At 43.3% G+C, this 16,180-nt stretch carries 11 protein-coding genes and 2 pseudogenes; 9 read left to right on the forward strand and 4 right to left on the reverse strand.

Annotated features, from left to right (window positions below):
- Positions 1–207: pseudogene (locus F6K49_RS14835) on the reverse strand (hypothetical protein); the annotation flags it as partial.
- A gap of 670 nt (positions 208–877) precedes the next feature.
- On the opposite strand from F6K49_RS14835, the gene F6K49_RS14840 reads away from it, so the two are divergent.
- The 3 genes and pseudogenes from F6K49_RS14840 to fmt all read left to right on the forward strand — a co-directional run bounded on the left by F6K49_RS14840 (position 878) and on the right by fmt (position 2,902).
- Positions 878–1,621 (forward strand): OmpA family protein, encoded by a 744-nt coding sequence (locus tag F6K49_RS14840; protein ID WP_293097830.1) that lies wholly within the window; start codon positions 878–880, stop codon positions 1,619–1,621.
- Positions 1,622–1,797: 176 nt separating this feature from the next.
- A pseudogene (locus F6K49_RS53375) lies at positions 1,798–1,893 on the forward strand (hypothetical protein); the annotation flags it as partial.
- Between the two features lie 7 nt (positions 1,894–1,900).
- Positions 1,901–2,902, forward strand: a complete 1,002-nt coding sequence (gene fmt / locus F6K49_RS14850) for a methionyl-tRNA formyltransferase (RefSeq protein ID WP_293097833.1) — start codon at positions 1,901–1,903, stop codon at positions 2,900–2,902.
- Here fmt and F6K49_RS14855 read toward each other — a convergent pair whose 3' ends face one another.
- Both F6K49_RS14855 and F6K49_RS14860 read right to left on the reverse strand, forming a co-directional pair.
- Positions 2,903–3,271: a DUF6464 family protein gene (locus F6K49_RS14855; RefSeq protein WP_293020932.1), complete on the reverse strand. Its 369-nt coding sequence runs from the start codon at positions 3,269–3,271 to the stop codon at positions 2,903–2,905.
- Positions 3,272–3,594: 323 nt separating this feature from the next.
- Complete coding sequence (locus F6K49_RS14860; protein WP_293020934.1) at positions 3,595–3,744, reverse strand: hypothetical protein; 150 nt, start codon at positions 3,742–3,744, stop codon at positions 3,595–3,597.
- Between the two features lie 100 nt (positions 3,745–3,844).
- On the opposite strand from F6K49_RS14860, the gene F6K49_RS14865 reads away from it, so the two are divergent.
- A complete protein-coding gene (locus F6K49_RS14865) occupies positions 3,845–3,994 on the forward strand; it encodes a hypothetical protein (RefSeq protein ID WP_293097836.1) in 150 nt (49 codons plus the stop codon).
- A gap of 25 nt (positions 3,995–4,019) precedes the next feature.
- Positions 4,020–6,242: an amino acid permease gene (locus F6K49_RS14870; protein ID WP_293097839.1), complete on the forward strand. Its 2,223-nt coding sequence runs from the start codon at positions 4,020–4,022 to the stop codon at positions 6,240–6,242.
- A gap of 241 nt (positions 6,243–6,483) precedes the next feature.
- On the opposite strand, the gene F6K49_RS14875 is transcribed toward F6K49_RS14870, so the two are convergent.
- On the reverse strand, positions 6,484–6,933 hold the full coding sequence (locus tag F6K49_RS14875) for a response regulator (RefSeq protein ID WP_293097842.1): 450 nt from the start codon (positions 6,931–6,933) through the stop codon (positions 6,484–6,486).
- A gap of 606 nt (positions 6,934–7,539) precedes the next feature.
- Here F6K49_RS14875 and uvrB point away from each other — a divergent pair.
- The 4 genes from uvrB to F6K49_RS14895 all read left to right on the forward strand — a co-directional run bounded on the left by uvrB (position 7,540) and on the right by F6K49_RS14895 (position 16,111).
- Positions 7,540–9,540: an excinuclease ABC subunit UvrB gene (gene uvrB, locus F6K49_RS14880; RefSeq protein ID WP_293097897.1), complete on the forward strand. Its 2,001-nt coding sequence runs from the start codon at positions 7,540–7,542 to the stop codon at positions 9,538–9,540.
- Positions 9,541–9,927: 387 nt separating this feature from the next.
- Positions 9,928–13,980, forward strand: a complete 4,053-nt coding sequence (locus tag F6K49_RS14885) for a CHAT domain-containing protein (protein ID WP_293097846.1) — start codon at positions 9,928–9,930, stop codon at positions 13,978–13,980.
- A gap of 185 nt (positions 13,981–14,165) precedes the next feature.
- Complete coding sequence (locus tag F6K49_RS14890; RefSeq protein ID WP_366514184.1) at positions 14,166–15,572, forward strand: transposase; 1,407 nt, start codon at positions 14,166–14,168, stop codon at positions 15,570–15,572.
- Positions 15,573–15,631: 59 nt separating this feature from the next.
- A complete protein-coding gene (locus tag F6K49_RS14895; RefSeq protein WP_293020945.1) occupies positions 15,632–16,111 on the forward strand; it encodes an MEKHLA domain-containing protein in 480 nt (159 codons plus the stop codon).
- The last annotated feature ends 69 nt before the right edge of the window (positions 16,112–16,180 follow it).

The raw sequence follows: 16,180 nt of genomic DNA on the forward strand, positions 1-16,180 counted from the left end.
TTCAGCGTGGGTTTCCAAGACCCAATTCCAAGGAATAGGATAAGGACTATTGAGTGGGTCACTCTGAACGTATGGTTCGGTTAGATCAGGTTTGATAGCTTCTGTTACTTCCCTTAAAGGCTGGGAATATAGCACCGATGATTGACTGGCTACGAAGGATTCATTAGCCTTGGCTTTCTCATAAAATAGGCTAGATGTTATCAACATCAAAGTTGCTAACAAGAGTCCTAGTGGTTGATTTTTAAGCCATCCTGATAAACTCAATTGCCTTTTCAACATTGATTGGTCTTTCAGTTACTAATTAGCGTTTCTAGTTAGAGGAGCAACCCCAAGAAACTAGAATATAGTTCCTTAACTTTAGGTGTAAAAGGTTAAAAAGTGATCAACTACCCCGTCGGACCGTGGCATTACGAACGGGGTTTGTTAAACTTGGACTCAGTCAGTTGCCTAAACCCTCGACTATCAAGCTACCGAAGGCAGACAAAGAAAATAAGCCAGGGAAAAATAAAAAATTAACACTCTTTCCTTCCCCTAAGAGGTCTTGGCTAAAGTGGGTAGCCCTCACACAAAAGTTGTCAGGCTTGACATTGGAATTAACTGGTTGGTTTGGAGGTTTTAGTGTTATGATAGCCATTTGGAATTCAACCTTGTTTTTTTGAATTCTTCTATAATGTAAAATACCTGCGCTTGACCCCTAACGGAGTACAATTGGAGCATCCTGCCTCATTATGTTGAAGGAGATCTAACAAAATTCGGTGTGACTCAACCCGCTACTTCCAACACCAATACCAGACCTGAAACCTCAATAAGTATACTGAACTGCCTACTAATCTTAATTTTCAGGCTACTACTGCTAGGCGTAGGGAGTGGCTTGGCCGTGATATTTGGCATTGTTGTTGCCAATGCTTACCCTAACCCGAATCCAGAAAAACCCCTGATCTTAAAATTACTGGAGCATCTGGATAACAAGCGAGAATCAACGTTTCTCAATTTTAGTTCAATTCGGGAACCAACGGAAGCCAATCTACTAAAACAATTGACACCGGTTCAAAGAGTCCAGGTCAAAGCTCAGCTAAGTGAGTTAGACAAGCGACTGAAGAGATTGAGTGAGGAGGTGACAATGTTGGAAACTCAATTGGGAACCTCGGGAGGGAATGAATCTCTCGAAAGGCGCATCCAAGGGATCACTTTGCTTCTGAAGGAACCATCGACTTCAAGTAGCAATGCTGCATTAGTTGGTAATAGCAATGGTAATCGACTAGCTGCCTCGGCTGCCGATAAGTTGAAAGTCACATTGCCCAGTGATATTTTATTTCAGGAAAGTAAAAGTACGTTACGTCCAGAAGCAGGTTTGATCCTAGACAAAATTGTCACAGATTTGCAAGCCTATCCTGGTAGTACAATCCGAATTGCTATCCACACCGACAACCCCCGCGAAGCCAAAGAGAATCGAAACCTTTCATTTGAGCGTGCCAAAGCAGTTCAGCAGTATCTTAGTAGCGCTTTAGACGATCCATACCGTTGGCTGATTATTGGCTACGGAGAAACTCGTCCTCTGGTAGCTAATGATACTGAGGTTAACCAGCAACGCAATCGTAGGGTGGAAATTGCTGTGGATTAGTCATTAGTTATAAGGTTAGAAGGTTATTTGGTTGAAAGTTATTTGGTTGTTTCCCTTGGGCGTCCCTTGTAGGGTAGGTTGAAGATTAGAGCCTTAACAACTCAAATCTGGATGTATAACCAGCTAACCTTCAACCAGCTAACCTTCAACCAGCTAACCTTCAACCAGCTAACCTTCAACCAGCTAACCTTCAACCAGCTAACCTTCAACCAGCTAACCTTCAACCAGCTAACCTTCAACCAGCTAACCTTCAACCCATTAGTCATTGGTAATTTCTAGATGCGAGTTGTATTCTTTGGTACTCCCCAATTTGCTCTACCTTGTTTGGAAGGTTTGTTGAACCATCCTGAATTTGAGGTGGTGGGTGTGGTAACTCAGCCAGATAAGCGTCGAGGACGTGGTAACCAGCTGATTCCTTCCCCAGTGAAATCAATAGCAGTAGCACATAAACTACCAGTTTGGCAACCGCAGCGCCTGAAAAAGCATAGGGAAACCCTAACTCAGCTAAGGCAGGTAAAGGCTGATGTTTTTGTGGTGGTTGCCTATGGGCAGATTCTCTCCCAAGAGATTCTGGATATGCCTACGGTAGGTTGTATCAATGTACATGGCTCAATTTTGCCTAAGTATAGGGGAGCAGCTCCGATCCAGTGGTGTCTTTATAATGGTGAAGCCCAAACGGGCATCACAACGATGTTGATGGATGCTGGCATGGATACTGGAGCAATGCTCTTGAAAGCGTATACACCAATCAGACTATTGGATACTGCCGAGCATTTGGCACAAACTCTGAGTAATTTGGGAGCTGATTTGTTGATTGAAACTCTCCTCAAGCAAGAGTTACAGGAAATCCAACCAATTCCTCAAGATGACTCATTGGCTACCTATGCACCACTGATTCAAAAGTCAGATTATTGCCTAGATTGGTCACGGTCTAACTTGGAGTTACACAATCATATCCGGGGATTTTTCCCGAACTGCGTCACCTCATTTCGGGGTAAATCTCTGAAAATCAGTGCCACTGTTCCCTTAGATTCGGCTTACTTATCCGAGTTGCCTTCACAGTTAAAAATGCGATCGCAGGAGTGGTCTACTCTTGATGTTGGTTCAGGTCGTCCTGGAGAAGTTGTCAAGATTGCGAAGGGAATCGGTCCAATTATTCAAACTGGAAAGGGAGTGTTGTTGTTGCAGCAAGTGCAATTAGCTGGCAAACGTGCTCAATCGGCTTGGGATTTTGCCAATGGTATGCGTTTAGAAGTAGGAGAAGTTCTAGGTAATGGTTAGTTAGTTAGTTGCGGTTTTCAAGGGTTCGTAAAAGCGGCAAGAATCACATGGTCCGTCTGGATTGACTGCACAACGAATCAATTCAGAGTGAGCATTGAAATAACAGCTGGCATCCCCAATCACCCAACGCCCCTGGAGCAGGCTTTTTTCACTAGGGTGTCCAGAAGACTGCACATACAGAGCAATTTTATGCAAACGATAGCGCCCTGACTTAAGACAGTAGCGGTGGCGGCGCTCTAAAACTGTGTAGGTTTTACCTTTAAAGTCGAGATAGTTACCGGGTTGAGGTATCCAATCCAGTTGAACATTGCCAATGGTCTGAAGCGGGTGCGTCAAAATTAACTCTGTCGGTAGAGAATCAGGCTCCATAGTGCTTATTGTTAATCACGCTACATTTGGATGGTATCGCAGGCTGTGGGCTGACTATCTAGCCCAACAGAATTCTACATAGAATTGTCTGGTTAAGTACAACACACTGGCGCTCTTCTTGAAGACTGGATTGATCAACGAAGTGATTAACCGAACTTGATATTACCCATATTGGGTAATTGGTCATTGAGCAAAAAATGCCTTAAATTCGTGATTGGGGTGCATAAAGTTGGGAATGCGCGCAAGTTAATTCTGTAGTCAGCTTAAAAGACTGTCAGATTAAAAGACTATCGTTTCTGTTCTCTTCGTTCCATTAGCAGTTTCTACTTGTTTGCCCAAAACCCCATGACAGCAGTTAGTCCTGTGGTGTGAAATTCATCCAATGTTGAACCAAAAGCCGAGGCTACCAACCTTGTAACATCCTTGAGTTGCAATGTTGGTGGCTTGGGGGTAGAACTGGTGGAGTTGTTCATGGACCATTATCAATTCACCAACTGACATTGTCTGCCAAGGACTTGAAAAATTTTCCAGCTATACCCCCATCAAAAATGCATTTACAACAAAGAACAAAGTATGAACATCTCTGGTATTTTACCGAGGACTAACGCACTTGCTTGCCTCGACGGCTTTTTCAAGTCAGAAACCCATGGGCGTTTCGCCGACAACAAAGGAATGAAAATCTCTGTTCCCTATTCCCTATTCCCTATATTCAGATTAGCTTAATGCACTATATTCGTGTTTTAGATATATGAAGTTATTCTTTGGTCGCCGCTCATCTCCTGTTGTCGAGCCTACTCAGGAAAAAACGTCAGGTTTGGGAACATTCGGTGGGGTCTATACTCCGTCGATTCTCACCATCCTGGGGGTTATTATGTACCTGCGCTTTGGTTGGGTACTTGGTAATGTTGGTTTAGTGGGTACCCTCATCATTGTTACCCTCTCCACCAGTATTACCTTTTTGACGGCTCTGTCTATTTCTGCGATCGCAACTGACCGCATTGTTAGGGCTGGTGGTGCGTATTACATGATTAGCCGTTCCCTAGGAATTGAAACTGGCGGTGCCGTAGGAATTCCCCTTTACTTTGCCCAAGCTCTCTCAGTCGCCTTATACACTATTGGTTTTGCAGAGAGCGTAGTTAAGACCTTTCCCCAGCTCAACCAGCTTTATGTAGCGCTAATTACTACTATTTTAGTGGCAATACTGGCTTTGACTTCCGCTAGCCTCGCCATCCGCATTCAATACTTTATTATGGCTGCGATAGTGCTATCCCTGATTGCTCTATTCGTCGGTAACCATGATTACCCTTATGATGTAGCTAATATTGAGCTGTGGGTGACCTCCAAAGAATCCTTCTGGGGTGTCTTTGCTGTCTTCTTCCCTGCCGTGACCGGTATCATGGCTGGGGTGAATATGTCCGGTGATCTACGCAACCCGATCCGCGCCATTCCCATCGGTACTCTGGCAGCAGTAGGTACAGGATATGCCGTTTATATGATCGTACCAATTATTCTATCAATGCGGGTGGGGGGAGATGCCCTAATTGGCAATCCTTTGATTATGAAGCAGATGGCATTTTGGGGTCCGGCAATCCTACTCGGGGTATGGGGTGCTACTCTCAGCAGTGCCTTAGGGAGTATTCTAGGGGCTCCCCGGATTTTACAGGCACTAGCTAGAGATGGAGTATTACCCCGTTGGATGCGATTCCTAGGTACGGGTAGTGGACGAGATGATGAACCACGGATTGGCACCGCTGTAACCTTGGGAATAGCTACTGCTGCAGTTTGCCTTGGTAAATTAGATATCATTGCACCAGTGCTAAGTATGTTCTTTCTGACCACCTATCTGGTGTTGAATGTAGCAGCTGGCATTGAGGGCTTTTTGCAAAGTCCTTCGTTCCGACCCTCCTTTAAAGTTAACTGGTTTCTGTCACTGTTAGGGGCATTGGGTTGCCTGATCGTGATGTTTTTGATCAATGCCTTTGCCACAGTGGCAGCAGCTGTTATTGTCTTGGGGGTTTACCTTTGGCTACAGCAGCGGGAACTGCGCACGGCTTGGGGGGATGTACGCCGGGGTATTTGGATGGCACTATTGCGCACTGGTATTTTTCAGATTAGTCATCACCCTGATCCGAAAAACTGGCGACCCCACATCTTGGTGCTTTCGGGAGCTCCCACTAAACGATGGTCTTTGATAGAGTTAGCCGATGCTCTGACCCATAATCGCGGTTTAGTGACCGTTTCGAGTATTTTACCCAGTAGTTCCCATAGTGTTGCTAAGCAGGCAAAGTTAGAACAAACCATCAGTGAGTATCTCGAACGGCGCAGTGTACAAGCTCTAGTGCGCTTGGTAACAGCACCGGATCCCTTTACCGGAGCCCGGCAACTGGTGGAAACTTACGGTATAGGACCACTAGTGCCCAATACAGTTTTACTCGGGGATAACGAAACCCTTAGCCGCCGCCAGCCTTACTGTCGCTTGATTACTCACATACACCAGGCAAAGCGTAATGTAGTGATTCTGCGGGAAAATCGGGAGCAGGGTTTCGGTAGTCGTCAACGGATTGATGTTTGGTGGGGCGGTAAGCAAGCCAATGGTAGCCTGATGTTGCTCCTCGCCTATCTATTGCGCAGCGACCTGAAGTGGCAAAATGCTGAGATTTACCTCAAGTTGGTGCTTCCTAATGAAATAGCAGCTCAAGCAGCACGGGCAAACCTAAGTAATTGGGTGAAACAGTTGCGGATGGGGGTTATTTGTCAGGTGCTCGTTTCCGAAGGGCGTTCTTTTAATACTATTCTTCATGAGTCATCGGCTGATGCTGACTTAATCTTTATGGGTATGGCTACACCAGACGATAAGTTTACTCAATATTACGAAAGTTTACAGCTAAAAACTGCTGGTCTTCCTACCATTGTCTTTGTACTGGCTGCCCCTGGGTTTGCTTTCCATGAAGTTCTCAGTGAAGATTTGTAGTATACCAACAGCAATTTAAATTTGTTAATTGCCAATTGACTATTACGATCAAGTCCGATTAATCAGTTATCAAAGCGATGCAGCGCGGTCTTGGGGGTTTCCCCCATGAGCGACTGCATCAAGACATAGTCTTGGGATTTTTGGTAATGGGTAATAGGTAATTGGTAATCATCAACTACCAATTACCTATTAGCTATTACCTATTACCAGATACAAACGCTATACCATGAATTGGAAATGCTTAATTTTTTGGTGGCAGTTTAACAATACTTAGCCAGAAATTTTCAATTGACTTCAATACTTTGACAAACTGCTCTAATTCAAGGGGCTTAGTGACGTAGGCATTGGCGTTTAGCTTGTAGCTTGTGAGGATGTCCTGGTCAGAATCTGAGGAGGTGAGAATAATCACGGGAATCAGACTCAATTTTGGATCAGATTTGATCTGTGCTAACACTTCACGACCATCCATCACTGGTAGATTCAAATCCAGCAAAATTACGTCGGGACGGGGTGCCTTAGTATAAGGGGACTCTCGACGTAGAAATGCCATAGCTTCCTTACCATTGCTAAACGTCTGCAGATTGTTGCGGATATTGCTATTTTTCAAAGTAGCTTTGGTCAGGTCTACGTCACCATGATTGTCTTCCACTAGCAATATTTCAATCCGCTGAATAGCATTTATATCATTCATAATTACTAAAAAATAGTTTTTTATGTTGAGATTAAATTAATCAAAAGACCTGGATTTGAGACTTGATTTTTTATAAAATTAATACCACATATACTTATCGATATTCATTGGTTCGTTATCAGGTTTAATCGTTACTCATAATACCCTTCGTTATTATAGATTAACCATTACCAAATTTGAGAATTAATATGTGGATAATTTTTATAAAATTAATAAGTGCGAATATATTCAATATTTTTAATCCTAAATTAATAAGTATTGGTTCAAAAAAGCTTAGCTGATTAAGGAGAAGATAAAAATGCTCTCCACTTAAAGACGGGAGAGTCGATGGTAAATGATAAACGGTGATGGCTATAAAATTGGTATAATTACCCATTAATCATTACCCATGACCTATTATCCTTTATCCGTAACGATAACCCTTTAAGGGATTAGCAGTTAAGCAGATAGTTGTCATCCTACCCTCCGGATTTTGGGCAAGTATTAAAACTATCTCTTGACTTTGGGTAATAATCTATCCATCAGTACCTATCAATGTATAAAAATTATGATGAAATTATAGATAGTATTTTTACGGATTTTTTTTTAGCTGTGCCAGAATCTAAGATGCTATTTAACCTCGAAGCCCCTTTTAAACCAACAGGGGACCAACCCCAAGCTATTTCCCAACTCACCACTTACCTCAAGGCTGGCAACCCTATCCAAACTCTACTGGGTGCTACGGGGACAGGTAAGACTTTCTCCGTGGCATCGGTAATTGAAAAAGTCGGCAAACCTACCCTAGTACTTGCCCACAACAAAACCTTGGCTGCCCAGTTATGTAACGAATTGCGGGGGTTTTTTCCCCATAACGCGGTGGAGTATTTCATTTCCTACTATGATTACTACCAGCCGGAAGCTTATATCCCGGTCACTGACACGTACATCGAGAAAACCGCTTCAATTAATGATGAAATTGATATGCTGAGGCACTCAGCTACGCGATCGCTTTTTGAACGGCGGGATGTAATAGTGGTGGCTTCCATTAGCTGTATCTATGGCTTGGGTATCCCCTCAGAATACTTAAAAGCTTCGATTCCTCTGCGGGTAAATACCGAAGTTGACCAACGCCAACTCTTACGGGATTTAGTCTCAGTACAGTATTCCCGGAATGATTTAGAATTGGGACGCGGACGGTTCCGGGTGAAGGGGGATGTGTTAGAAATTGGTCCGGCTTATGAAGACCGAATTATTCGGGTAGAATTCTTCGGAGATGAAATTGATGCTATTCACTACGTTGACCCAGTTACCGGTGGAATTTTCCAAAGTGTAGAGGGCGTAAATATTTACCCTGCTCGTCACTTTGTTACTCCCGATGAACGGTTGGAAGAAGCTTGTAATGCTATTAAGGCAGAACTTGAGGAACGTTTGGCTCAATTGGAGCAAACTGGGAACTTGCTAGAAGCGCAACGGTTGGAACAGCGTACCCGCTATGATTTGGAAATGTTGCTCGAAATTGGTTACTGCAATGGTGTGGAAAACTATTCTCGTCACTTGGCTGGACGCAAGCTTGGGGAACCACCAGAGTGTTTGATTGATTATTTTCCCGAAGATTGGCTTTTGGTAGTGGATGAATCCCATGTTACGGTGCCGCAAATTCGGGGAATGTACAATGGCGATCGCGCTCGAAAGCAAGTGTTGATTGACCATGGCTTTCGCTTACCCAGTGCAGCAGATAATCGGCCCCTGAAGGCAGAGGAATTCTGGGCAAAGGTGAATCAGTGTATTTTTGTCTCTGCTACTCCTGGGGATTGGGAGATGGAACAATCTCAAGAACGAGTCGTGGAACAGATCATTCGTCCTACCGGAGTGCTTGACCCAGAAATCTTTGTTCGTCCTACAGCAGGTCAAGTAGATGATTTGTTGGCTGAGATTAAGCAGCGGGTGGATTGTCAGGAAAGGGTGCTGATAACAACCTTAACCAAGCGCATGGCTGAGGATTTGACAGACTATCTGCAAGAACGGGATATTCGGATAAGCTACTTACACTCGGATATTAACTCTATTGAACGGATTGAAATCTTGCAGGCGTTGCGCCAGGGTGAATTTGATGTGTTGGTTGGAGTTAACTTGTTGCGAGAAGGGTTGGATTTGCCAGAAGTCTCTCTGGTAGCAATTTTGGATGCCGATAAGGAAGGGTTCCTCAGGGCAGAGCGATCGCTTATTCAAACTATAGGCAGAGCAGCACGTCATGTCCGAGGGCAAGCCATTATGTATGCTGATACCCTTACAAAAAGCATGAGAAAAGCGATTGATGAGACTAATCGCCGTCGTAAGATTCAAATTGAATATAATATCAATAATAACATTATACCACAGCCGATTCGCAAAACCGCCAATAATCCGATTTTGACATTTTTGGATGTCTCCCGACGGTTGAATTCCCAACAGTTGGAAGCGGTGTTTGAACAGGTGGATGATGTACCTTTGGAGAAGATTCCGGAGTTGATTAATCAGTTAGAAGAACAGATGAAGGAAGCAGCAAAGACCTTGGAATTTGAAACGGCAGCCAAGTTACGCGATCGCATTAACCAGCTGCGGGATAAACTGCTAGGTAATCGAACTTAACTAAGAGTTTTTACACTAACAGGAGTTGGAGGAATTATTGGTTTAGGGCTATTGAGGCAAGCAGACACGCCCTAGAGTATGTGTTTAAAGTCAATTATATATAGTTTAATATGTAAAGTCAAGTATGTAAAGTTTTGTGACAAAAACCAACAATCTGCATAAAAGGGAGGCATTAGCCCTGATAAATACATAGTTTAAAGGAAACTGAGATGATCGATATTTCTCTAAAATTAAATAAAGTGTCCTCATCCCAAGGGGGATTTCTCCGAAAGAATGAAGCTGTAGAGCTTTGATACCAAATCCGCTCTAGTAGCCCCCTGTTAAATCTAGGTCTACTTTCTTGAAAAGGGTGTATTCGACCCAGATTCTCGATGAATTCCATAACTTATGAGACTAACATTGAGCTGTCTTAACCTGTTGAGCCAGATCATGGGTAAGGGAAGATCAGCAGCAACTAAGTTTTTCCTGCTTGTTTGTTCTTCAACCTATTTGAGCTGTTGCCCGTTGCCAACCCCTGTGCAGGCGCAACCGATAGTTGAAGCCAACGATGGTACTGGTACTGTTGTCAACCCTGAGGGTAACCAATTCAACATTGATGGCGGTAAGCTGTCGGGAGATGGTGCGAATCTCTTTCACAGCTTCCAGAAATTTGGTCTGAGTGAAGGTCAGATTGCCATCTTTCTCTCTCATCCTAATATCCAAAATATCCTAGGGCGAGTGACTGGTGGTGATGCTTCTGTAATTAATGGCTTAATCCAGGTTACAGGGGGTAATTCCAATTTATTCCTGATCAACCCCGCTGGGATTGTCTTTGGTGCTGGTGCCAGCATCGATCTACCTGCTTCTTTTACCGCCACCACTGCTACTGGTATTGGTTTTGATGGCGGGTGGTTTAACGCCATTGGTAGCAATGACTATGCTTCTTTGGTAGGCAAGCCCAATACTTTTGATTTTGCTGTTTCCCAACCAGGTGGGATCATCAATTTAGCTGATTTAGCAGTTAAAGAGGGGCAGAATTTAACCTTAGTAGGTGGTACTGTTGTCAGTAATGGCACTCTTACTGCATCTGGTGGTCAAGTTACTATTGAGGCTGTGCCTGGAGAAAATTTACTCCGTATTTCCCAGCCAGGTAATATTCTGAGTTTAGAAGTTTCCCCCTCTGCCACTGTTCCCTTCACTCCCCTTTCCCTACCCGAACTGCTGACAGTTGGCGGCGGTGATGCTACAGGAATTGAGGTAAATCGTGATGGTACAGTACAACTGATAGGTTCTGGTATCCAGGTGCAAGATGGTGATGTGGTGGTGCAGGATATCAGCGCTGGTAAGCAAGTAGTTATTGAAGCAAAAGGTAATATTCGGACAGCATCAGTTACCTCGGATGGTGGAAGAATTTTCCTCAATAGTAGAGAAGGAGGGATTGATACTAGTAGTGGCACGTTGGATTCAACGGCGGTAAGTGGTGATAGTGGAAATATTGACCTGAAAGCAGAAGGTAATATCACTACCGGGAGTCTCAATGCTTCCAGTAATAATGGTGATGGTGGTGATATTACTGGCGTTAGCGATAGAGGAAGTATTGATACTAGTGCTGGGGTAGTTGATTCTTCCTCTGTGGAAGGTCAAGGAGGAGAGGTTCAATTATTCGCTACCGAGGGAAGTATTAATGCTGGTGATATAAATGCTGCTAGTAGTAATGGTGAGAGTGGCAACGTTACTCTTTTTGATGTTAGTGACATTAATACTCCTACTATTACTCCCATTCTAGATTCCATAAACCAGAATTTCATTCCAAACAGTCCAGACTCTCTAGTCCCACCACCACCTGAACCTCCACCTTTGGTGGCTATAGAGCCACCCATTATTGAACCTGCTTCAGTCATCGACCCAAAGCCATTACCAACCCTACCACCACAACCAGAGCTAGATTTTCCACCACTACCACCGCCAGAACCTCCACTAGCAGTACCTATTCCAGTCGAGCGACCACCAGAACCTCCAACACCATCAGAGCTAGATTTTCCACCACTACCACCGCCAGAACCTCCAAAACCGGTAATTCCTGCACCTATAAATCCTGTAAATCCTTCAAATCCTTCCCCAACAACACCATCACCAAGGTCAGACAATCAAAACTCTGCCTTGCCAACCCAGGTTAATCGATCAGATTTGGCGGTCAATCAGAGCAAGAGGTTAAACAAGACTCCAGCAATTGAACCAGAACGACTGACAATCCTGGTACTGGAAATTACAGAGTGTCTGGCAGAAGAACAATTGCTCAGAAATCCTCAAGTATTTTCCCTACAAGTTGCTGCCAAAGATTACACTAAAGCTGCCGAATGCTATGACAAAAATTTAGAATTTGCACGAAAAACTGGCGATCAATTGCGAGAAGCAAAAGCTTTACATAACCTCGGAGTAACTCACTATATATTGGGAGACTATGGCAAAGCTATAGACTATCATAAGCAGCATTTTAATCTTGCCCAATCAGACCAAAACTTAAGAGTAAAACCGCAAGCTTTAAGTGGTTTAGGAGCAGCTTATGGTGCAATAGGAAACTATGACAAAGCTATTGAATACTATAAACAGGGTCTAGAACTATTAAACTCAACCAATGAGTCTGAGCTGGAAAGGAATATAGTAAGCAATCTCGGATTAGCTTACTACGCTAAGAAGGAATATACCAAAGCACTTCAATACAAAGAAAAAAGTTTAGCGATCGCTAAAACATCCGATAACCTACCTGGAAAGGCAAGAGCATTATCTAATTTGAGCTTGGTCTACTATACCCTGACCAACTATAACCAAGCAATTGAATACTCTCAGCAGAGTTTAGCGATCGCACAAAAACTGCAAGATAAGTATGGAGAGTTAGTAGCCCTAGAAAATTTGGGAATAATTTACCATGCTCTAGAAGATTACAACCAAGCAGTAAACTACCAACGCCAGAGTTTAGAAATTGCCAAGCAACTAGGTGATCGCCACGCCAAGGGACGAGCTTTGAGTAACTTAGGTGATGCTCTCTATCAAGCCGGAAATCCTCAAGAAGCAAATGAGGCTCTCTTTGCTGCCATTGAAATTTGGGAGTCTTTGCGGTCAAACTTAGGCAGCAATGACCTTGAGAGAGTATCAATATTTGAAACTCATGAAACAACTTATAGCACTTTACAAGAGTATTTAGTAGAACGAAAACAATTCAATCAAGCCCTAGAAATTACTGAAAGAGGACGATCAAGAGCCTTTGTTGAACTATTAGCGAGAGGTTTATCAGAGTCTGAACCAAACCTCAAAAATCACAAACCGATTGCTCCTCCGAAGATCAAACAAATTAAAAAAATTACTGAAAAACAAAACTCGACAATAGTTTTATACTCGATTATCAAAGAAGTTGTCGAAGCCCAAGGTGTGCGGCAACTTCAAGACAAAGAGCTTTACATTTGGGTAATTAAACCTACAGGTAAAATCGCTTTTCGTCAGGTTGATTTAACTAATCTGGATACATCTCTGAAAGAATTGGTTGTTATCACTCGTAAATCGATTTTTTTAAGAAGAAGCCCATCCCTAGTTGATTTAGTTCCCAGAGAAAGATTGACTAAAACAGAGAGAGCTGGTCAAACTGAACGATTAAAACAACTGCATAAACTGCTCATTGAACCAATTGCGGAACTCTTACCTACTAATCCCGAAGCTCGTGTTACTTTTATTCCCCACGAATCCTTGTTTCTAGTACCTTTCCCAGCACTACAAGACGCTTCTGGTCAATACCTGATCGAAAAACATACTATGCTCACTGCTCCCTCGATTCAGGTGCTGGATTTAACTAACCAGCAACGGCAACTGGTTTCTGGAGAAGAGATGCTAGTAATTGGTAATCCCACTATGCCTCAAGGTTTGCCCCCTCTTCCTGGAACAGAAACAGAAGCGCTAGCGATCGCTGAGATGTTCAATACTCAAGCCCTGATTGGCAATCAAGCCACCAAGAAAGCAGTTGTTGAGCAAATGTCAAGGGCAAAGATCATACATCTAGCTACTCACGGCTTACTGAATGACTTCCAGAGATTAGGTTTACCAGGAGCGATCGCCCTTGCTCCGACTAAAACAGATAAAGGTTTTCTCAGTGCTAGTGAAATACTCGACCTCAAGCTTAGTGCTGAGTTAGTAGTTTTAAGTGCTTGCAACACTGGTAGAGGTAGAGTTACCAGTGATGGCGTGATTGGATTATCCCGTTCTTTAGTTGCTGCTGGTGTACCTAGTGTGGTTGTTTCCCTCTGGAAAGTACCTGATGACTCCACAGCTGACCTGATGATTGAATTCTATCGCCAGCTACAACAAACACCTGACAAAGCAGTTGCTCTGCGTCAAGCCATGCTTACGACTCTTAAACAGTACCCAAATCCAGTGGAATGGGCGGCTTTTACCCTGATTGGGGAAGCGGAGTAATCAAGCAGTTGCAGGAGTTCAGCTGGAACCGCATTCCTCTCACGCTCCCCTATCGGATGAGACGTGAGAGGAATGCGGGCATAAGTAAATCATAAAAGCTTTTTATGGGAGTAAACACAGATGCTGAAACTTTTCGGAAAGATTGTTATTATCTATATATATGAAAGCGCAATAAAAGCCAAGAGGTGATTGTTATACTGCTCAACTACCAATACCGAGCTGATCCAACTACTCAACAAAAATTACAACTAAACGATTGGCTACGAATTTGTCGTTACTGGTATAACTGGCAGTTAGGCGATCGCTGGCGGTGGTGGAATAAAAACCTTACTGGTGTTAATTCTTGTCCGTTGATTACTTACCTCCCAGAGCTTAGAGATAATCCCAGTTACTTTAGTCAAAAAAAGCTTCTGCCAATCTGGAAAAAAGATTTGGTAACAGTTGTCCACTCATGGGAATTGCTGGACTTTACCCGAGTTCCGGCAAATACTTTACAGGACGTATGTAAAAGAGCAGACCTAGCTTTCAATCGATTCATCAAGGGCGATAAAACTGGTACTCGTAGCGGAAAACCTCGATTCAAAAATCAAGCTAGATACAGAACTTTAAAAATAGAAGGTAAAGGCTCTTTTACTGTAGCCAGAATCGAGAATAAATGGATATGGCTGAAGATAACAAAGCTCAAAGGGTGGGTTAAAGTCCGACTCCATCGTCCGTTACCTGACGGGTTTAAACTCAAAAATATCCTAATAACCAAAAAAGCCGATGGTTGGTACACGACCTTATGTTTAGAGGATCCTACAGTCCCAACTTTTAAACCAGAAAGTGTTACTCCTACTTGGAATAATACCATGGGATTGGATGCAGTCCTGTACGGAGATGATTATCTGGCGACATCTGAAAATACTAAGCTACCCTCACTTAAGTCTTACCGCAAAAATCAGGCTGTTATCAAAAAGGTAGAAACCAAAAAGAATGCCAGAAAAAAAGGGAGTAAAGCTCGGAGGAAGCTGCAATCGCGTGAAGGGAGAATACATCAACGGATCGCTAGGAGCCGAAAGGATCATGCCTATAAAACAGCTCATCTCCTGGTTAGAACCGGAAAAAAAGTTTTCTATTATGAAAATTTGAACCTTTCTGGTTTAAAGAAACGAAATAAACCCAAGCCAGATAGTAATGGTGGATATTTGCCTAATGGACAGTCCGCAAAATCGGGATTAAACAAGTCTTGGTCGGATGCAGGGTTTGGACAGTTCTTTGAGATACTGGCCTACATAGCTGGAAAAGCTGGAGCAGTAACGAAAAAGTGTAACCCTGTCTATACCTCTCAACTGTTGAGCTATCGAGACGAGTTTGTATTTACTGACTGCTCTATCCGCGAGTATTGGGATGAGCAAGAAATGCTGATGGTCGATCGCGATATCAATGCCGCAATCAACCTAAAACGAGTGGGGCTGGGCGTGTTCCCCACTATAAAACGGCGTAGAGGGAATCCTGTTGTTGATAGTTCTCTAACTAATAGTACCTTGAAGCAAGTTCTAGTAGCTCTAAGGAGTGCTAGAAGCCTACACTCACCCGTTAGGAGAGTGTAGGAGCGTCACGATTACTATAGTTTCCTAAGGGTGATAAATCTGTACACAATAATAAACCGATGAACACTGAGCTCCAATTTCCTTGGCAACAAGACCCAGTAATTCGCCAGAGCCAACGTCTAATCAATAGCTTTCATCATTGGACAGGGCATTCTCTAATCGATACCAGTGGCTTACCTATCGAAATTGCACAGGCACTATTTGAAGCTCCCTTTGCCGTCTTCTCTCACAACACTGAATCAGACCCCATTTACAACTATGGCAATCGGAAAGCTTTGGAATTGTGGGAAATGGATTGGAACCAATTGACTCAGATGCCTTCGAGATATTCAGCTGAGCCAATGGAAAGGGAGGAGCGCTTACGCCTGCTTAACCAAGTGACAAGCCAGGGCTATATTAGCAACTCTCAAGGTGTCCGCATTTCTAGCACTGGTAAACGGTTCCAGATTTTAGATTTTATCGTCTGGAATCTCATTGATGAGGAAAATAACTATTGTGGTCAAGGGGCTACGTTTTCCCAGTGGATACGGATTAATTGACGATGTCGCGCACTTAAATTGTCGATTTTTGAGTAAGGGAGAAAAACTACAAAGTCCTTTCCCTTACTC

Source organism: Moorena sp. SIO3I6 (assembly GCF_010672095.1).